15 protein-coding genes are annotated in these 20,620 nt (G+C 38.2%); 13 read left to right on the plus strand and 2 right to left on the minus strand.

Features of this window, described 5'->3' with window-relative positions:
* Nucleotides 1–15: 15 nt before the first annotated feature.
* The gene (locus tag BAU17_RS06660) at nt 16–2,523 is read left to right on the plus strand and encodes a sigma 54-interacting transcriptional regulator (RefSeq protein WP_161902052.1); all 2,508 of its coding nucleotides are present in this window, start codon (nt 16–18) and stop codon (nt 2,521–2,523) included.
* 53 nt (nt 2,524–2,576) lie between these two features.
* Here the strand turns inward: BAU17_RS06660 and BAU17_RS06665 are convergent, their stop codons facing one another.
* Nucleotides 2,577–3,986, minus strand: a complete 1,410-nt coding sequence (locus BAU17_RS06665; RefSeq protein ID WP_161902053.1) for a L,D-transpeptidase family protein — start codon at nt 3,984–3,986, stop codon at nt 2,577–2,579.
* A gap of 166 nt (nt 3,987–4,152) precedes the next feature.
* Complete coding sequence (locus BAU17_RS06670) at nt 4,153–5,136, minus strand: L-lactate dehydrogenase (protein ID WP_161902054.1); 984 nt, start codon at nt 5,134–5,136, stop codon at nt 4,153–4,155.
* Nucleotides 5,137–5,459: 323 nt separating this feature from the next.
* On the opposite strand from BAU17_RS06670, the gene pth reads away from it, so the two are divergent.
* From pth to lysS, 12 genes are all read left to right on the plus strand, one after another.
* On the plus strand, nt 5,460–6,020 hold the full coding sequence (gene pth / locus BAU17_RS06675; protein ID WP_161902055.1) for an aminoacyl-tRNA hydrolase: 561 nt from the start codon (nt 5,460–5,462) through the stop codon (nt 6,018–6,020).
* A 10-nt stretch (nt 6,021–6,030) separates the two neighbouring features.
* The gene (mfd, locus tag BAU17_RS06680) at nt 6,031–9,558 is read left to right on the plus strand and encodes a transcription-repair coupling factor (RefSeq protein WP_161902056.1); all 3,528 of its coding nucleotides are present in this window, start codon (nt 6,031–6,033) and stop codon (nt 9,556–9,558) included.
* 15 nt (nt 9,559–9,573) lie between these two features.
* On the plus strand, nt 9,574–11,163 hold the full coding sequence (locus BAU17_RS06685; protein ID WP_161902057.1) for a putative polysaccharide biosynthesis protein: 1,590 nt from the start codon (nt 9,574–9,576) through the stop codon (nt 11,161–11,163).
* 1 nt (nt 11,164) lies between these two features.
* Entirely contained in the window at nt 11,165–11,431 is a 267-nt protein-coding gene (locus BAU17_RS06690) for an RNA-binding S4 domain-containing protein (protein ID WP_161902058.1), read from the plus strand.
* 72 nt (nt 11,432–11,503) lie between these two features.
* Nucleotides 11,504–11,917 carry an FtsB family cell division protein gene (locus BAU17_RS06695; protein WP_161902059.1) on the plus strand — a complete coding sequence of 138 codons (414 nt, stop codon included), beginning with the start codon at nt 11,504–11,506 and terminating at the stop codon, nt 11,915–11,917.
* A gap of 148 nt (nt 11,918–12,065) precedes the next feature.
* Nucleotides 12,066–12,521 carry a S1 domain-containing RNA-binding protein gene (locus tag BAU17_RS06700; protein WP_161902060.1) on the plus strand — a complete coding sequence of 152 codons (456 nt, stop codon included), beginning with the start codon at nt 12,066–12,068 and terminating at the stop codon, nt 12,519–12,521.
* Between the two features lie 77 nt (nt 12,522–12,598).
* A complete protein-coding gene (gene tilS / locus BAU17_RS06705; RefSeq protein ID WP_161902061.1) occupies nt 12,599–13,957 on the plus strand; it encodes a tRNA lysidine(34) synthetase TilS in 1,359 nt (452 codons plus the stop codon).
* An 88-nt stretch (nt 13,958–14,045) separates the two neighbouring features.
* The gene (gene hpt, locus BAU17_RS06710; RefSeq protein WP_161902062.1) at nt 14,046–14,594 is read left to right on the plus strand and encodes a hypoxanthine phosphoribosyltransferase; all 549 of its coding nucleotides are present in this window, start codon (nt 14,046–14,048) and stop codon (nt 14,592–14,594) included.
* A gap of 67 nt (nt 14,595–14,661) precedes the next feature.
* Nucleotides 14,662–16,743, plus strand: a complete 2,082-nt coding sequence (gene ftsH, locus BAU17_RS06715; RefSeq protein WP_161902063.1) for an ATP-dependent zinc metalloprotease FtsH — start codon at nt 14,662–14,664, stop codon at nt 16,741–16,743.
* Nucleotides 16,744–16,861: 118 nt separating this feature from the next.
* Complete coding sequence (gene hslO, locus BAU17_RS06720) at nt 16,862–17,752, plus strand: Hsp33 family molecular chaperone HslO (RefSeq protein ID WP_161902064.1); 891 nt, start codon at nt 16,862–16,864, stop codon at nt 17,750–17,752.
* Nucleotides 17,753–18,772: a tRNA dihydrouridine synthase DusB gene (dusB, locus tag BAU17_RS06725; protein WP_161902065.1), complete on the plus strand. Its 1,020-nt coding sequence runs from the start codon at nt 17,753–17,755 to the stop codon at nt 18,770–18,772.
* Between the two features lie 71 nt (nt 18,773–18,843).
* Complete coding sequence (gene lysS, locus BAU17_RS06730) at nt 18,844–20,337, plus strand: lysine--tRNA ligase (RefSeq protein ID WP_161902066.1); 1,494 nt, start codon at nt 18,844–18,846, stop codon at nt 20,335–20,337.
* Nucleotides 20,338–20,620 lie beyond the last annotated feature (283 nt).

The following is a 20,620-nucleotide window of genomic DNA, read 5'->3' on the forward strand; positions in this document are numbered from 1 at the left end:
AAAAGGTGGGGAACTATGAAAGAAGAGACATACAAGAAAATCATGGCTATTTTGACTCAAACAACGGATGGGTTAACCACCCTAGAGATTTCTGAAAAACTTGGTTTAAGCCGCTCGGTTACTAGTTTGTATCTGAATCAGCTATTTCAAAATGGTCAAATTTATCAAACAGGAAATAAACCTGTCTATTGGTTAAAAAATGACAATAATCAAGCAGAAGAAATTTTTTCTCGATTTATTGGCAGTAATGGGAGTATGAAACAGGAGATTGAAAAATGTAAAGCCGCTATTTTGTATCCACCTTTAGGATTGCCTGTGTTACTACATGGAAATAGTGGGGTGGGCAAAAGTTTTTTAGCACGTCTTATTTTTGATTATTTAAAAGAACGCCGAGAGACGAGTACGAAATATTTTTATACATTAAATTGTGCAGATTATGCGAATAATCCTGAATTATTATCATCGATGTTATTTGGGCATCGCAAAGGTGCATTTACTGGTGCGGACGAAGAACGAAGAGGCTTGCTTGCTCAAGCCGATGGCGGTGTCTTATTTTTAGATGAAGTCCATCGTTTGTCACATGAAAATCAAGAAAAATTATTCCAATTTATGGACACAGGAGAATTTCGCCCAGTCGGTGAAGATGAAGCAACAGAAAAAGCCAAGGTTCGGTTGTTATTTGCAACAACGGAAGAACCAGCAGCCGTGTTGTTACCAACGTTCTATCGTCGTATTTCGGTGATTGTTGAATTATTGTCATTCCATGAACGTCCATTGTATGAACGAGCAACTTTGTTAAAGCACTTATTTTGGCGAGAAACCAAACGTATTCATCGCCCGATTCGCGTTTCTCATGCTGTATTTAATGAATTACTAGAAAAAGAATTTACCGGAAATATTGGTAGTTTACAAAATGAAGTACAATTGTATTGTGCGGATGCACTCCAGAAAACAAAAGGTGAGCTGATTATCGGTGATCCGTCAGACCAGTCGATTATCATTACGATGGATAATAATGAGCTAAATAAACTAGATACAACTCAACCAATGGTGCAACAATTGCTTGAATTACTGACAAAGGAAGAAAATTTGCTTACTGTACAAGAAAGGCTACACCAAATTACGCAATTGCCATTTATAGAAGGCGTTGATTTAACACAATACCCAGTTTCAGCGAAGCTTTTTACAATCATTCAGGAAAACAACAAGCGGATGTTAGATAATGATGCATTGAATGGAGAAGCATTGGATGCGATATTACGTATACAACAATTTTTGACTGATGCACAGACCATCCCAGACGTGAGCAACTTGTATGCTAGATTGAAGAAGGAATACCCACGAACGACCCTGCTTTGCGGTTACTTAACTGCCGGGATTACAAGTGAATTGAGGCCTTTTATTGAAACTTTGCTGTCTATTGCATTAATAGGGAAAATTTCAGAAGAGATTCGCTACCCTGCGTTACTGGTTGCTCATGGGAATACGACAGCTAGTAGCATTCAAGGTGTGGCAAATAAATTGTGTGAAGAGTATATTTTCGATGCTATTAATATGCCCTTGACTTCATCGGTTCACGATGTCATTCATCAAGTAAAGCTGTGGTTATCTGAGCGTGATACGACAGAAGGTGTAATCATGCTCGTTGACATGGGATCGTTGACGCAGCTGTATAAAAGTTTGAAACCACAGATTTTAGGAGAACTGCTAGTCGTGAATAATCTAACGACATCGTATGCCTTAGAAATCGGTCAACAGTTAGTCGGCAACTATCCATTTTATGAAATTGCCAAACTTGCTGAAACAAATTTCAAAACAGAAGTCCAATATTTTGAAGGTTTTTCAGTAGAAAAAAATATTTTAATTTCCAGCTTATCAGGAAGAGATGTCGCAAAGAAAATCCGTAGTATTTGCGAGAAATATTTTTATACAGATACTAAGAAAATTGTGTTGAACTTTAATGAATTAGTGAATACGCTGAATCGTGCATCAGAAGAAGAAAATTATTTGAAAGAAACGTATTTAATTGTTACAACGACTTATTTGGATAACCATACGAAAGTTCCTAAACTAAATTTATTAGATGTGGTGGATGAAGATGCCGAAGAACATTTGCATCAAGTATTGAAGAATCTGATGCATCCGAATAATATTCCTAACTTTATTCAAGAATCGATTCACTTTTTTTCAAAAGAAGGTTTGTCGGAAAAATTAGAATTTTTGAATCCAGATGTCATTATTCGACAAGTGGAAGATATCACTGAGAAATGTGAAAAACGTTTTGGTTTAAAATTAAGCTCAAAAATGAAATTTAATCTGACTATGCATCTAGCATTAATGATTGAACGCACGATTCTAGGAGGAGCAGATTATCCACTCCCTGAAGATATTGAAGCATTGTCTATCAATCAAAAAACATTCTATCAAAATATCAAAAGCATTTTATATACGTTAGAAAAATTCTATCGGATTGAAATTTCGGATTGGGAACTATATGTTTTATACGAAATTTTGATTAGTTAAAAAAGCGTTTGAAGAGAACAGTTATTCTCTTCAAACGCTTTTTCGATGTTTCTTTAAATCACAATCACTGGTGTACCAACTTCGACGCTATCATACAATGTTGCCATCACGCCAGGTGGTGTATTCACACATCCGTGAGAACCACGGGTTTTCCAAAGGTCACCACCGAAAGCAGGTTGCCAATCCGCGTCGTGAATCCCAACGCCACCCCAGTCAATTGGCATCCAATAGCTAACAGGTTCTGCATATTTAGAACCGTCATCGTTTGTTCCGCGAAGTGTTGCGTTACGCTCTTTATTCCAAATATAGAAAACACCTGTTGGCGTCAGGGTACTTGGTTTACCAGAAACAATATCCGTTTCCAGAGCAACTTTACCATCTTTGTAGTACCACATATGTTGGTTTTCTAAATCAACTTCCACATAAGTGTTGCCAATTAAAGGAGAACCAGAGTCGGTACTACCTTGAGAAATTGGCGAGCGAGTGAAATCAGCACCTGCCAAAATATCAGCGATTAGGGCATCTGTTTCACTATCGGTTGCAATTGTCCAGCTTAATGTTCCAGCAGGGACAGTTACTTCACCACGTTTCGTACTATTAAATTGAGAACTGTTGGTACTTGTATTGTAGGTATCGCCTAGTGAGCTGACATAGTTATACACTTTCTCGCGATCCAAATTAATTTTGCCATCTTCATAAATCAGCCAATCCATAATATTTTCAGTTGGAATTTGGAACGATTCGCCATTGATTGTGTAGGTTCCAGTCACTTGGGCAACGTTGTTTAGCTCGGTTAGTTCTTTTTTTAAGTTTTCATCATCTGCTGTAACGGTAGCAACTTTTTTATAAGATTCTAGTTCTAAAGAGTTTTTACCAGCTGAAACCGCAGCTTTTAATTCGTCAATAATTTTTGCTGTATCTAGTTCGGTTCCATTTTTCTCCGGTGTAATTGAAAAACCATCGTCACCTTTAGCAATTGTTGCATTTTTGGTCGGTTCACGATCCGCATTTAAATTATCCAATTCCGTTTTAATTTTTTCTGAGGTTTGGGCTAATTTTTCTTCATCAAAAGCAGAGTTACCTAATGAATGTTCTTTCTTAGCAGACATGTAGGCAGTAACCCAAGACCAATTATTTTGTTCGGACTGGATTTTTTTCAATTTATCAGTGAAATTTGTCTGTAAACCAAATTCCGTTTTATTTATTTTTTTCCATTCTTTTTTGTCGTCAGTTAGAGTAAAAGTCTCAGAATTGTAACTATCTTGCAACTTTTTATCCGCTTCAGCTACAGTTAAATTGCTGATATCTGTTCCTTCAACAAATGTTTTTGGCAAATAGTGTGTGTCATAAAAAACGCTACGATATGAATAACCGGCGACAAGTACTAAAAGTACCACTAACCCACCAATTATGTATTTAAGTCCATTGTTAGACTCTTGCTTACGTCGGTTTGAACGTGACATAGAAAAAATCAGCTCCTCATTAGTTTCAATGCGGTTTAGGCATTCATTTTTAATAATAGCACATTTACAAATGAAAACGATAAATATGCTCGAAAAAAATGAAAAATGCTAGAAAAAATTAAAAAAACCAATACAGGTATATACCTGTATTGGTTTTTGTGCGTTATTATTTTGCATCTTCTTCGTCTAACTTTTCAAAAGCAGCATCAATGATGTCTTGCAATTGTTTAGCAGAAGCAGCCATCCGATCTTTCTCACCATCGGTTAATGGAATTTCAATAACTTGTTTGATTCCTTTGGCATTAACGATTGCTGGAGCGCCGATATAGACGTCATCTAATCCATACTCGCCATCCATATAAACAGATAGTGGTAGGACAGCATTCTCATCATTTAAAATAGCTTTCGTAATACGTGCTAGTGCAACGGCAATGCCATAGAAAGTTGCACCTTTATTTTCAATAATTGTATAAGCTGCATCACGTACGCTAAAGAATAGATTAACCATGGCTTCTTCATCAACTTCAGGGTGACTTTTAACCCATTCATAAATTTGTAAACCAGCAACATTGGCATGTGACCATACAGGGAATTCAGAATCACCATGTTCTCCTAAAATATATGCATGGACATTACGTGCATCCACATCTAATAATTGAGCTAATGCTTGACGGAAACGTGCAGAATCTAAAGAAGTACCTGATCCAATGACACGTTCTTTTGGAAATCCTGAGAATTTCCATGTTGAATACGTTAAAATATCTACTGGGTTAGCAGCAACTAGGAAAATACCATCGAAGCCTGAAGCAACAATCTGTTCCACAACTGAACGATTAATTTTTAAGTTTTTGTGAACTAAATCTAAACGAGTTTCACCTGGTTTTTGCGCAGCACCTGCTGTAATTACGACGATATCTGCATCATGTGCATCCGCGTAAGTTGCCGCATAAATTTTCTTAGGTGATGTAAAAGCTAAGGCGTGAGAAAGGTCTAACGCATCACCTTCAGTTTTTGCTACGTCAATATCAATAATGCCGATTTCTTGGGCAATGTTTTGGTTTACTAAAGCAAATGCATAGCTAGAACCTACCGCGCCGTCTCCGACAAGAATTACTTTTTGGTGTTGTTTTTTAATAGTTTGTGCAGTCATTTGTGTATCAATCCTTCCACTTTTTGTGTTAGTATTTCCTTTACAAAAACTATGTTACCATATTCACGAAGATTTGTCATGTGATTTTATCAACAATATAACAGTTTTTTTAACTGTTTTAATTGTAAATGCTTACTTCACAAACTGTATTTATTTTTTATAAGAGAAATTATTTGAAATATTAAAGAAATATATAGCATCGGACGGAATTTTGAGTATCTTTCGCAGTCTGTGGTATAATCTTAGCAAATATGCTGAAAAAACTGGACAATGAAAGAGTTGTCCAGCGCTTTTGCGTGAAATAGAAAGCGAGAGAAGACAAAATGAAAATGATTGTTGGATTGGGGAATCCTGGAAGAAAATATGAAAAAACCAAACATAATGTTGGTTTTATGGCTGTTGATCGATTAGCTACGCGCTATGCAGCAACCTTTAAAAAAAATCCGTTTGAAGCAGAAGTAGCTGAATTTTTTATCAATGGTGAAAAAATTCTATTAGTGAAACCACAAACCTTTATGAATGAATCAGGTCGAGCAGTTGGACCGTTGATGACTTACTTTGGAATTTACCCAGAAGAGCTAGTAGTCATCTATGATGATTTAGATTTAGCGCTAGGGAAAATTCGTTTGCGCCAAAAAGGGAGTGCAGGTGGACATAATGGAATAAAAAGTATTATTTCACATTTAGATACGAAGGAATTTGACCGGATTAAAATTGGTATTGATCGACCAAAACCAAGTATGACTGTGGTAAATCATGTGCTCAGTCCTTTTTCAAAGGAAGATCAACCATTAATTGAACAAAGTATTGACAAAGCGATGGATGCAACCATTGATTACATTGAAGGGAACGATTTTGTGGCGACAATGAATCGTTTTAACTAGGAGGGAAAGCATGGATTTACAACATTTAATTGAGCAGACATCCTTTGTGCAAGTATGGCACCAAGGGTTAGCTGACAAATTGCAACGTCAATTAGTGACGGGGCTTGCTGGTTCAGCCAAAACATTAACCATTGCAAGTACGTACCAAAAGTTTCAACAGCCTGTAGTTGTTATCACACCAAATCTTTACTATGCCAATCAATTGGCTGAAGATTTACGTCAAGTACTAGAAGAGGTCTATCTTTTTCCTGTTGATGAAGTCTTATCGGCAGAAATGGCTTTTTCTTCACCAGAAGCAAAAGCTGAGCGCGTTCAAACATTGCATGCGATTGCTTCAAAACAGCCAGGCGTGTATGTTTTACCGGTAGCTGCTGTGCGCAAGTTCCTACCAACGCTTGAAACATGGCAATCCTATCAGTTTCAATGGAAACTTGGGGATGAAATTGATGTAGAAAATTTAGCCCAACGACTTGTTCTAATGGGATATGAACGACAAGAGATGATTGGCAAACCTGGTGAGTTCAGTTTGCGCGGAAGCATTATTGATATTTATCCGTTACATACCGAATACCCTGTACGTGTGGAATTGTTTGACGTTGAGATTGATTCATTGCGTTACTTTGATGTAGAAACCCAGCGTTCAATTGAAACGTTAGAAGAAGTGTTAATTTTACCAGTGACGGAATTAGTATTTTCTGCGGAAAATCTCCATGCCGGTAGTGAAAAACTACAAGAGTTATTAGCAAAACGGTTATCTGTCACATCTGATACCACGGACAAAAACTTTTTATCGGATTACTATGGTCAGTTGCTTGCTTCATGGGAAGCGGGCATTCCTGGAGATACTGCAAATTTTTATACTGATTTGTTGTATTCAGAAAAGCAAACAATTTTAGATTACTTCGATCAAGATAGCTTATTAATTGTGGATGATTATGCGCGTATTATGGAAGCAAATCGTGAAATTGAGCGTGAAGAAAGCGAATGGCATACTCAGAAATTATCCGAACTACGTGTGTTTTCTGAACAATCATTTGGTGCCGATGCGTTCCAACTATTGCAGAAGGCTGAATTTGTATCAACATATTTCTCATTGTTCCAAAAAGGCATGGGAAATTTACGTTTTCAAGCAATTCATAATGTCCAATACCGACCGATGCAACAATTCTTTGGACAAATGGGTTTGTTAAAAGTTGAAGTCGATCGTTGGGAGAAACAACAACAAACCGTTGTTTTCCTAGTGAGCAACCAAGACCGTGCGAAAAAATTAGAACAAGATTTTCGTGACCATGAGATTTATGCGGTAGAAACAACACCGGACCGCTTATTCACTGGACGTTCACAAATTGTTCAAGGAACATTACAAAGCGGCTTTGAACTGCCGCAAGACCATATCGTGGTTGTGACAGAACAAGAATTGTTCCAAAAAGTTGCCAAAAAACGAGCCCGTCGTCAAACCGTTACGAATGCGGAACGTTTAAAGAGTTACAATGAGTTGAAGACAGGGGATTACGTCGTACACGCCAATCATGGGATTGGGAAATATGTCGGCATGCAAACCCTTGAAGTTGATGGTGTCCATCAGGATTATTTGACAATTATCTATCAAAATGATGACAAATTGTTTATTCCAGTAACACAGTTAAATTTAATTCAAAAATATGTCGCATCGGAATCGAAATCGCCTAAAATCAACAAATTAGGTGGTAGTGAATGGGCAAAAACCAAGCGTAAAGTCTCCAGTAAAATTGAAGATATTGCGGACGATTTGATTCAATTGTATGCCAAACGTGAAGCAGAGCGTGGGTATGCTTTTGGACCCGATGATGCTTACCAAAAAGAATTTGAAGATGCTTTTCCTTATTCAGAGACAGATGACCAACTACGCAGTACAGCGGAAATTAAACGCGATATGGAAAAAGACAAACCGATGGATCGTTTGTTAGTTGGTGACGTTGGTTTTGGGAAAACGGAAGTCGCTTTACGTGCAGCCTTCAAAGCGATTAAAGAAAGTAAGCAAGTTGCCATTTTAGTGCCAACAACGATTTTAGCGCAACAACATTATGAAACGATGGTGGACCGTTTTGAAGGGTTCCCAGTCAATATTGGTTTGTTAAGCCGTTTCCGTACGAAAAAGCAGCAAACAGAAACGATGGCTGAATTGAAAAAAGGTCAGATTGATATTGTCGTAGGGACGCATCGTTTGTTGTCAAAAGATGTTGAATTTGCTGATTTAGGTTTGTTAGTCATTGATGAAGAGCAACGTTTTGGTGTGAAGCACAAGGAACGATTAAAACAATTACGGTCTCAAGTAGATGTGTTGACGCTAACGGCAACACCTATTCCAAGAACTTTGCATATGTCTATGCTCGGTGTGCGAGACTTGTCAGTCATTGAAACGCCACCAGAAAATCGTTATCCAATTCAAACTTATGTAATGGAAAGTAATCCAGGAGCGATTCGTGAAGCGATTTTAAGAGAAATGGCACGAGGCGGACAAGTTTTCTACCTATATAATCGAGTAGATACGATTGAGCAAAAAGTCGATGAATTGCAAATGCTTGTGCCAGATGCCCGAATTGGTTATGCTCATGGACAAATGACTGAAATCCAATTAGAAAACACGTTGTTTGATTTTATTGAGGGTCAATTTGATGTGTTAGTTACAACAACGATTATTGAAACAGGAGTCGACATTCCCAATGCCAATACGTTGTTTGTTGAAAATGCGGACTATATGGGCTTGTCAACGTTGTATCAATTACGCGGACGGGTTGGACGTAGTAATCGCGTTGCCTATGCGTACTTTATGTACGAACAACAAAAAATTCTGAATGAAGTTAGTGAAAAACGTCTGCAAGCCATTAAAGATTTTACTGAACTTGGTTCTGGATTCAAAATTGCGATGCGTGATTTATCCATTCGGGGTGCAGGGAATCTACTAGGTGCCCAACAACATGGCTTTATTGACTCGGTCGGATTTGATATGTATGCCCAAATGTTGTCAGAGGCAGTTGAACGTAAGCAAGGGAAAAACGTGCAAACTGAGAAAACAGCGGTGGAAATTGACTTGGGTATTGATGCGTACTTGCCAGCGGAATATATCTCAGATGAGCGTCAAAAAATTGAGATTTATAAACGTATTCGCGAGTTAGAAAGTGTAGAAGCATTAGATGAATTGCAAGATGATTTAATGGATCGCTTCGGTGAATATCCAGATGAAGTGGCACATCTATTAGTTGTCGGTGAAATTAAAATGAATGGTGATCGTGCCTTATTAGAAACAATCCGTAAATATGGTCCAATTGTTCAATTTGTCTTAAGTAAAGCAGGGACGAAAGCTTACTCGGTCGAACAATTGTTTGAAGCTTTGTCAGCGACAAAACTAAAAGCGACATTAGGTGTCGAAAAAGAACAAATGCAAATCAAATTAACCATCCCAAAAGATATGAAACAAATGGTTTGGTTGAACGAAATTCAAGCGTTCGTTAAAGCGTTGCGTGAAGAACGGTATCAAGAAAAGCTACGTCAACAGTAGCAAGGAGGAAACGAGATGGCTCAAAATCGAATGAAAACAATGATGCGAGGTGCGTTTGTTTTAACGATTGCTTCATTTATTGCTAAGTTGTTAAGTGCTGTCTATCGTGTTCCTTTTCAAAACTTAGTTGGGGATGAAGGATTTTATGTGTACCAACAAGTCTATCCAATTTATGGTTTAGCTATGACTTTGGCGTTGTCTGGCTTGCCACAATTTATTTCCAAATTAGTTGCCAGCAAAAAAAGTCCCAAGGAACAGCAACAGGTCTTAGATGAGCTGTACCCGTTGGTGTTTTGGCTAGCTGTTTTACTGTGGGGGAGTATTTTTCTTTTTAGTGGATGGATTGCTTTAGTTATGGGAAATCGTGCATTACAGCCATTAATTCAAGTCGTATCGTTTACCTTTCTTTTAGTTCCGCCGTTGTCGTTTTACCGCGGGAATTTCCAAGGGAATCTCTTGATGGTTCCCTCGGCGGTTTCACAAGTGAGCGAGCAACTTTTAAGGGTCGGAGTCATTTTATTTGCAGCGTCATTGTTTCATCAATGGTCGCTCTCGATTTATCAGGTGGGGACTTTAGCGATGACGGGGGCTTTTATTGGCGGTTTAGTAGCTTGGGCGTTACTAGCTTTCTATGATTATCGTATTTTTGGCAGACATCATCGTTTCTTCCGACTGCCGCGAAAGGTTCGTTTTTCTAAGCCGATGTTGCGTCGTTTATTAGTGGAAGGTGGCTTGCTCTCAATTTATAGCGGTTTGTTAATTTTATTCCAATTAATTGATTCCTTTTTCGTAGTAAATGCGCTAGAATTTGGAGGCATGGTTGAGCAACAAGCTCGGATTGCCAAAGGTATTTATGACCGCGGTCAGCCGTTGGTTCAATTAGGGCTAGTCGCTGCGACGGCATTAAGTTCCACCTTTTTGCCTGCATTGACCAAGTATTTGCTTGAAAAAAAATCTGCACTCTTTTTGCAATCAGCTAAAATATACTTACGGTTGACTATTAGTTTAGCCTGCGCTGCTGCAAGTGGTCTAGCAATGCTTGTACCATATATCAATTTTGCGCTATTTAAAGACAATGCTGGCAATCAAACATTGCAATTTTTCGTGTTTGCTGTGGCATTAACGGCAGCAATCAATGCCTATCAAAGCATCGCACAAAGTCAAAACTATTTCCGTCGCTCATTGAAGGCAGCTGGTTGGGGCTTGCTGACTAAAGCTGTTGTAACAGGATTACTGACTATGTGGTTGGGAACAATCGGTGCAAGTTTGTCTACTTTATTAGGGTTAGTAGTTATTTTAGGCTATTTAATGAAGCAAGAGACAAGTGAAGTGAATTGTTTTTGGCGTGAGAAGCACTTTAGTTTGAAGTTAATTGGTTGTACATTTGGCATGATCGTGATGATTTTTGTTGGGTTTCAACTAATTATGTTGATAGCCGGTCCGGTAACTACGCGGTTACAAGCGTTTGGTTTTAGTTTGATAGGAGTTGCTATCGGTGGTGTAACATTTATTCAATTAGCGATACGTTTTCGTTTGTTATCGTTACGCGAATGGTTAATGCTGCCGTTTGGTAAAAAAATATTACGTTTTTTAGGAGGAAAATAAGATGCGTTTAGATAAATTTTTAAAAATTTCAAGAATCATTAAACGACGTTCAGTGGCAAAAGAAGTGGCTGATAAAGGTCGTATTCAAATTAATGGAAATCTAGCAAAATCGAGTAGTTCAGTCAAAATCGGGGATGTATTGCGCATTCAATTTGGGAACCGAATACTTGAAGTCAAAGTGGAAGCATTGCATGAATCTACCAAAAAAGAAGATGCGGCTAAAATGTATACATTGATTTCAGAAAATAGAGTCGAAAATTTTGAGTAATTTAGGTTAGACAAGTACTCGGGATGTTGCTATAATAAGGAAGACAGTCAATAAAGATAGGAGCGAATAGTTTTGACCAAAGGAAACAAAGATAATTTGAAAATCCTAGATACAGACTATGCCAAAGAACAGTATGCAAAGTATGCCAAACAACAACGTCAAATCATTTTTAGACGCCGTCGCTTGTTAGCTGTTTTTGTGGTTGCTTTTGTCGTGTTTTTGAGTGTCGGAGTCTCATTGTTTAACGATTACTTACGTTTGAATAAATTAGAAGAAGTCAAACAAGAAACACTTACACAACAAAAAGAAGTTGCAATGAAAGTTGACGGCTTAACGCGGGATGTTGGGTTGTTAAATGACAAGGAATATGTGGCAAAAGTTGCTCGCAGTCGTTTTTTGTATTCTAAAGATGGTGAATTAATTTTTCCATTGCCAGGAAACAATGTAGCAGAAGAACAAACAGAGACCACACAGGAAACAGAGTAGTCATGCGTAGCACTGGTGTATGCTAGTGTGATTTAGCATAAATAAAGAACCGTTGAAACAGCGGGGATTGCTTGGGTAACCAAGAATCCTACAGAAATGTAGGACGTTTTTACGAAAGGGCAAACATTATTAGGAGGAACATTTTTTTATGTCAATCGAAGTTGGAGCGAAACTAAAGGGAAAAGTGTCAGGTATTACAAATTTTGGTGCATTTATTGATTTAGGTGGGGGCAAGACAGGACTTGTTCATATTAGTGAAGTCTCAAACGGTTTTGTAAAAGATATTAATGAGGTCTTAAAAGTTGGCGATGAAGTAACCGTCTTAGTAACGACTATTGGAAATGATGGTAAAATTGGACTGTCTATTCGCAAAGCTGAAGACAAACCGAAAGAAGAAAAACGTGAATTTCCAAAAAAAGACTTTAATCGATCAAGTCAAAAGAAATCATTCCCACGTAACAATAACAATCAAAATACAGGGAATAACAAACAAGACTTCGATTCATTAATGAGTTCGTTCTTAAAAGATAGCGACGATCGTTTATCTACTTTGCGACGTAGCACTGAAGGTAAACGTGGCGGACGTGGCGGACGCCGCAACTAATGACTGAAATTGAACAGGCAGGGAATCAATGAAGATTGATCGTCTTGTCTGTTTTTTGTTTTGAAAAGGAGGACAAGATGTTAGTCGAGCAAGTAAGACAATTGATTCAAACGCAACAATTGTGGCAAGCGAATGAACGAGTTTTAGTCGCTGTTTCTACAGGTGTGGATTCCATGGTGCTTCTGGATATACTAGAACAACTATCTGTGCCCATGGGGGTTGTTTATGTGAATCATTGTTTGCGAGAGGTATCGTATGAAGAAGAAGCTTTTTTGATTGCGTATTGCCAAGACAAACAATTGCCTCTTTATCATACACGATGGGATGAGCCGGCAACAACTGGTGTAGAGGCTGCTGCAAGAGAATTTCGATATACTTTTTTCAAAGAAGTATTAGCAAAAGAAAATTACGATGTTCTAGTTACTGCGCATCACAGTGACGATCAAATCGAAACGATTTTAATGAAGATGGTACGCGAAGGTAATTTTTTCAGTAGTCGGGGCATTCAGTTGACCCAATCTTTTGGTACAGGACGACTTGTGCGTCCATTATTGGAAACAACCAAAGCTGACATTTTAGCTTATAGTCAAGAACGGCAAATTCCTTTTTTTGAAGACGAAACGAATCAGTCGCTCGCGATGCAGAGAAATCGTCTTCGTCATCAAGTGATTCCATTATTGAAAAAAGAAAATCCACAAGTGAGCCAACATTTTCAGCAATGGTCGCAACAGATGGACTGGGCACAGGAATTGATTCGTGAACAGCAACAAACTTGGATTACCCAATATGTTCAAAAAACGGGCATGCAATTACAGTTTCAATGGTCGACATATCTAAAGATGTCGCCTGCGCAGCGATACTTTTTTTTACAAGGTTTGGGTGTGCCGTTATCTGAGAAGCAGTGCCAACAACTAATGAAATTGCTAGATGAAAAGACCGCACAATGGCACGTCGATTTAGCTGGCTGGCAAGTTCAAAAGTCTTACGAACAAGTGGTGTTTCGCCCTACAGTAACAAAAAAGCTACCAAGTATGTCAGAACGAACGCTACGAATAGGCGATACTTGTTATTTATCTGATGATGAATGGATTGGCTTTTTTTTGAAGGATGACATAAAAATTCCCAAAAAAGTCAAACTTTGGTCAGAATATCGCCAAGAATTATCGGTAGAATTTCCCATTGAATGTTGCTTACGAAAGCGCCAACCGGGTGATAAAATTGCATTACAACCACATATAAGTAAAAAAATTAGTCGATATTTCATCGATCAAAAAATTCCCAATCAACAACGAGAGAATGCATGGGTGGTGACAGATTGTCAAGGAATCGTTTTAGGATTGCTACCATATGTCTTTTCCTATTTGAGTATTGCGAAAGAAACTGATAAAATACACTACGTACTTCTTTATCGTCGAAGAGAAGAAGCCGATAAGTAAAACAATGCAAATAATTGAAAGTCACGAAACAACATACAACGGTGTGTGTTTCAAAATACTAGGAGTAGAATTTGGAAGGAGAAACAAAATGTTAGAAAAAGACATTGAAAAAATCTTAATTACGCGAGAAGAGATTGATACACGTTGTAAGGAATTGGGAAAAGAATTGACTGAAACTTACAAAGATAAAAACCCGCTAGTTGTTGGTGTCTTAAAAGGTGCTGTACCATTTATGGCTGACATCGTACGTGAAATGGATTGTTACTTAGAAATCGATTTTATGGATGTATCTAGTTATGGGAATGCGACAGTCTCTTCAGGGGAAGTAAAAATTGTCAAAGATTTAGATACCAATGTGGAAGGGCGCGATATGCTGATTGTCGAAGACATCATTGATAGTGGACGCACATTAGCCTATCTGGTTGACTTATTTAAATACCGTAAAGCAAAATCTGTCCGTATCGTGACATTACTAGACAAACCTGAAGGACGTGTAGTAGATATTGAAGCAGATTACATTGGTTTTGATGTGCCTAATGAGTTTGTTGTAGGGTATGGTTTGGATTATATTCAACAATACCGTAACTTGCCTTACGTTGGTGTTTTAAAACCTAGTGTGTATGAAACAAAAGATTGACCGTTTAAAAAAGAACTATGATACAATATAATGGTCAGGATAAGACAAAATGGCAAGGAGGGGCCGCATGAACAAAAAAAATAATGGAACAGTAAGAAATACCTTGTACTATGTGTTAGTCATTTTAGCAATGGTCATGGTTGTTTACTTCTTCATAGGGAATGGTGGCAATCAAACACCTGAAATCGAATATTCAAAATTTACTGAACAACTAGAAGATGGCGATATCAAAGAGTTTTCAGTTCAGCCAGCGAACGGTGTGTATCGTATTGTTGGTGAATATAATGAAGAACAAAAAATATCAAATAACAATGGATTATCCGTTTTCGGATCAACCGAATCAAGTACTAAACGCTTTACCACAATGGTTTTGCCTAATGACACAACATTAAGCGAAATTACAAATCTAGCGAGTGATCATTCAGTTAAAACAACGATTGAAGAAGAATCTAGTAGTGGTATCTGGGTTTCTTTATTAATTAGTTTTCTACCATTGGTAATCATTATTTTCTTCTTCTATATGATGATGAGCCAACAAGGTGGCGGAGGCGGCGGAGGCGGCCGCGTCATGAACTTTGGGAAATCTAAAGCCAAAGAAGCTGATAAAACAGCAAATCGTGTTCGTTTTTCTGACGTTGCAGGAGCAGAAGAAGAAAAACAAGAACTTGTCGAAGTTGTTGAATTCTTGAAAGACCCTCGTCGTTTTTCTGAATTAGGCGCACGTATTCCGGCAGGTGTGTTACTAGAAGGACCTCCAGGAACAGGTAAAACATTGCTAGCAAAAGCCGTTGCAGGTGAAGCAGGCGTACCGTTTTATTCTATCTCTGGTTCAGACTTCGTTGAAATGTTTGTTGGGGTCGGTGCCAGCCGTGTCCGTGACTTATTTGAAACAGCGAAGAAAAATGCACCAGCAATTATTTTTATTGATGAAATTGATGCCGTTGGTCGTCAACGTGGTGCCGGTATGGGTGGCGGACACGATGAACGTGAACAAACCTTGAACCAATTATTAGTCGAAATGGATGGTTTTGGTGGAAATGAAGGAGTCATTGTCATTGCTGCAACTAACCGTTCAGACGTACTAGATCCAGCTTTATTACGTCCAGGTCGTTTTGACCGTCAAATTCTTGTCGGTCGCCCAGATGTGAAAGGACGCGAAGCGATTCTACGTGTTCATGCGAAGAATAAACCATTAGCAGATGACGTCGATTTAAAAGTTGTTGCCCAACAAACACCAGGTTTTGCAGGTGCAGATTTGGAAAATGTACTAAATGAAGCAGCTCTAGTCGCTGCTCGTCGTAATAAAAAGAAAATCGATGCTTCTGATATCGATGAAGCAGAAGACCGTGTTATTGCTGGTCCTGCGAAGAAAGACCGTGTCATTAGCAAACGTGAACGTGAAATGGTTGCTTACCATGAAGCAGGCCATACAATTGTTGGTTTAGTCTTGAGTCGTGCACGTATCGTCCATAAAGTAACAATTATCCCACGTGGACGTGCAGGCGGTTATATGATTGCCTTGCCAAAAGAAGATCAAATGTTAATGACTAAAGATGATATGTTTGAACAAATTGTTGGTTTGTTAGGTGGCCGTACTGCAGAAGAATTAATCTTCAATGTCCAATCAACAGGTGCTTCAAATGACTTTGAACAAGCAACTGGTTTAGCTCGTAGCATGGTTACTGAATATGGAATGAGTGATAAACTTGGTCCTGTTCAATATGAAGGAAATCATCAAGTCTTTGTTGGACGTGATTATGGTCAAACAAAAGCTTATTCTGAGCAAGTAGCCTTTGAAATTGACCAAGAAGTTCGTAGTATCTTAATGAAAGCTCATGCCAAAGCACGTGAGATTCTTGAAGAACACCGCGAACAACATAAATTGATTGCTGAAAAATTACTGGAATTTGAAACACTAGATGCAAAAGCAATCAAATCATTGTTTGAAGAAGGCAAAATGCCAGAAGGCGCAGAAGACAGTGAATTTCCAAGTGAAAAAGCACAATCTTTTGAAGAAGCCAAACGTGCATTAGAAGAAAAAGATGCCAAAAAACAAGCAGAAGAAAAAGAAGACGCTGAGAGTGCCAAAGACTATTTTGAAAATATTCGTGAAGAGTCAAAGGCAAAGGAAGACAAGTCTGACGAATAAGAATGAAAGACTGTGGCATATGCCGCAGTCTTTTCTTATGAAACCAAACGGTAAAGTTGAAAAAAGTCAAAGATACTAGTATTATTCACTAGTAAATATTGAAGGAGCGAAACAATTCATGAAAGATTATTTAGTAAAAGCATTAGCGTATGGTGGTTATGTCCGTGCCTATGCAGTCAATGCCACAGAAACGGTTTCTGAAGCACAACGTCGCCATGGTACCTGGCATACAGCTTCTGCAGCCTTAGGACGTTCATTAGTCGGAGGGCTATTGCTAGGTGCAACCTTAAAAGGTGAAGATACATTAACTGTAAAAATTCAAGGTGACGGTCCTGCGGGTGCGATTATCGTAGATAGTAATGCTAAAGGTGATGTCAAAGGATATATTCAAAATCCAAAAGTTAGCTTACCCCTAAACGAAAAAGGAAAATTAGACGTACGTGGGGCAGTTGGGACCAATGGTGTATTCACAGTAATTAAAGATTTAGGTTTAAAAGAGCCATTTTCTGGTCAAACACCGATTGTTTCTGGTGAATTAGGCGAAGATTTTACCTATTATTTGGCAATCTCTGAGCAAATTCCATCTGCTGTTGGCTTGAGTGTCTTAGTTAATCCAGATGAAACAATCAAAACAGCGGGCGGTTTTATGTTACAAGTGATGCCAGGAGCTAGCGATGAAGTGATTGCTGGTTTGGAAGAACGCTTGAAAAATTTACCGAATGTGTCTTCTTTATTAGAAGAAGGAAAAACACCTGAAGATATTTTAGATATCATTTTTGAAGGTGATTCAATCATGATTTTAGAAGATGCGCCTGTGCGATTCCATTGTGAGTGTTCGAAAGAAAAATTCAGTACGGCGATTATTACTCTAGGTACGAGTGAAATTCAAGCAATGATTGAAGAAGATCATGGTGCAGAAGCGGTTTGTTCTTTCTGTGGTAACAAATACCACTTTGATGAAGATGAGTTGCAAGGTTTAATCGATGAAATTACAGGAGATAAAAAATAAATGGAACAGACATGGAAAATTGGAAATGTTGAAATACCTAACCGAGTAGTCGTAGCCCCAATGGCAGGTATTTCGAATTCCGCCTTTCGAGTGACAGTCAAAGAAGCAGGTGCTGGACTAGTTGTCTGTGAGATGATTAGTGACCAAGGGATTCAGATGCGGAACAAAAAGACCTTAAGTATGTTGCATATTGATGAAACCGAGCACCCACTTAGCTTACAAATCTTCGGCGGAAACAAAGATTCCTTAGTGGAAGCTGCCCAATTCGTCGCAGAAAACACAACAGCAGATATTATTGATATCAACATGGGATGTCCTGTGAACAAGATTATTAAGGCAGAAGCTGGTGCTAAGTGGTTACTTGATCCAGACAAAGTCTATGAAATGGTACGTGCCGTTTCTTCTGCCATTGATAAACCGGTGACTGTCAAAATGCGTATTGGTTGGGATGATGAACATGTTTTTGCGGTTGAAAATGCACAGGCTGCTCAAGCGGCAGGTGCAGCAGCAATCGGGATGCATGGTCGAACACGGGTTCAAATGTATGAAGGGAAAGCTAATTGGGAAGTCTTAAAAGAAGTAAAACAAAACATTGATATTCCTTTTATGGGGAATGGTGATGTTCGGACACCAGAAGATGCAAAACGGATGTTTGAACAAGTTGGTTGCGATGCAGTAATGATTGGACGTGCTGCTTTAGGAAATCCTTGGATGATTCACCGTACGAAGCATTACTTAGAAACAGGAGAATTAATTGCTGAACCAACCCCACGTGAAAAAATCGAAACCGCGATTTTACACTATGACCGTTTAATTGAGTTAAAAGGTGAAAAAGTAGCCTCTTTAGAATTCCGTCAACATGCTGCCTACTATCTAAAAGGTGTTTCACGTGCAGCGAAAGTCAAAGCTGCAATTAACCGATCCGAAAATCGGGAAACAACCGTTGGCTTGCTCGAAGAATTTTTAGAAAAAATTGAAAAGCAACCAATAGAAGAAAGAAAAGTTCAAGTCGGAGAATAATTTCGACTTGCTTTTTTTTCTTAACATTGGCATTATAGAAAGGAAACATATCAGAGAATGGAGGAAGACTCGTGACAGAGGAACGACAAACACAAGAAGAATTAAATGATCAAATGCTGGTACGTCGTCAGAAGATGGAGCAATTACGAGAAGAAGGAATCGATCCTTTTGGCCAACGATTTGACCGTACTCATAATTCTGCCGAGTTACATGAATTATTTGAACCACGCACTAAAGAAGAATTAAGTGAAATGAACCTAACTGCTAGTATCGCTGGACGTATTGTTACCAAACGTGGTAAAGGAAAAGCGGGATTCGCTCATTTACAAGACCGTGAAGGACGTATCCAAATCTATGTACGTAAAGATGAAGTAGGCGATGAAGCATATGACGTATTTAAACATGCGGATTTAGGTGATTTCTTTGGTGTGTCTGGACAAATTATGAAAACAAATACTGGTGAAGTGTCTGTGAAAGCCAAAGATATTGTTATCTTGTCTAAAGCACTACGTCCGCTACCAGATAAATATCATGGACTAACAAATATTGAGCAACGTTATCGTCAACGTTACTTAGACTTAATTAGTAATAAAGATAGTTTTGACCGTTTTACAAGACGTAGTCAAATTATTAGCGAAATTCGCCGCTATTTAGACGGATTAGGTTATTTAGAAGTTGAAACACCAGTCTTGCATAATCAAGCAGGTGGCGCAGCAGCTCGTCCGTTCATCACACATCATAATGCGTTAGATATGGATTTGTATTTACGTATTGCTTTAGAATTACACCTAAAACGATTGATTGTTGGTGGTATGGAAAAAGTCTATGAGATTGGTCGTGTCTTCCGTAATGAAGGAATAGATACTACACATAACCCAGAATTTACGATGTTAGAATGCTATACTGCATATACTGATTACAAAGATATTATGGATTTAACAGAAGGTATCATTCGTAATGCTGCAGAAAAAGCACTAGGCTCAGCTCATATTGTTTACGAAGAACAAGAGATTGATTTAGCATCTAGTTTCAATCGTGTACACATGGTTGATGCAGTAAAAGAAAAAACAGGTGTTGATTTCTGGCAAGAAATGACAGTAGAAGAAGCACGTGCTTATGCAAAAGAACATCAAGTAGAAATAACAGATGCTATGAGTGTTGGACATATTATCAATGAATTCTTTGAAACGTTCGTTGAAGAAACATTGCAACAACCAACTTTCGTCTATGGTCATCCTGTAGAAGTGTCACCATTAGCGAAGAAAAATCCAGAAGATGGACGCTTTACCGATCGTTTTGAATTATTTATTGTTGGGCGTGAATTTGCCAATGCCTTTACTGAATTAAATGATCCAATTGATCAAAGAGAACGATTCGAAGCACAAGAAAAAGAACGTGAAGCTGGAAATGACGAAGCGCACGGTGTAGACGAAGACTTCTTGGAAGCATTAGAATATGGCATGCCGCCAACCGGTGGATTAGGGATAGGAATTGATCGCTTGGTCATGCTTCTAACCGACGCACAATCTATCCGTGATGTCCTATTGTTCCCAACAATGCGCTAAATGATAAAAAGCTGCAGAATTTATCTGTGGCTTTTTTTCTTTTTTTATCATGTATATATAAACTGAAAGACAAGGAATATAACTGAAAAACGAACAATTAAAACTACTTGTTTTTTAAATAATCGTGAATGAAAAAAGTTTGTAAAAAAATGAAAAAATACGTTGACCGCAAGCTATTTCCTTGGTATATTATTACATGTCCTTACGGGATGAAAAAAACTTTTAAAACTTTTGAAAAAAAGAGTTGACGAAGTTTACAGCAAATGATATTATAACGAAGTCG

This window comes from Candidatus Enterococcus willemsii, assembly GCF_009933335.1.
Classification (GTDB): Bacteria; Bacillota; Bacilli; order Lactobacillales; family Enterococcaceae; genus Enterococcus_F; species Enterococcus_F willemsii.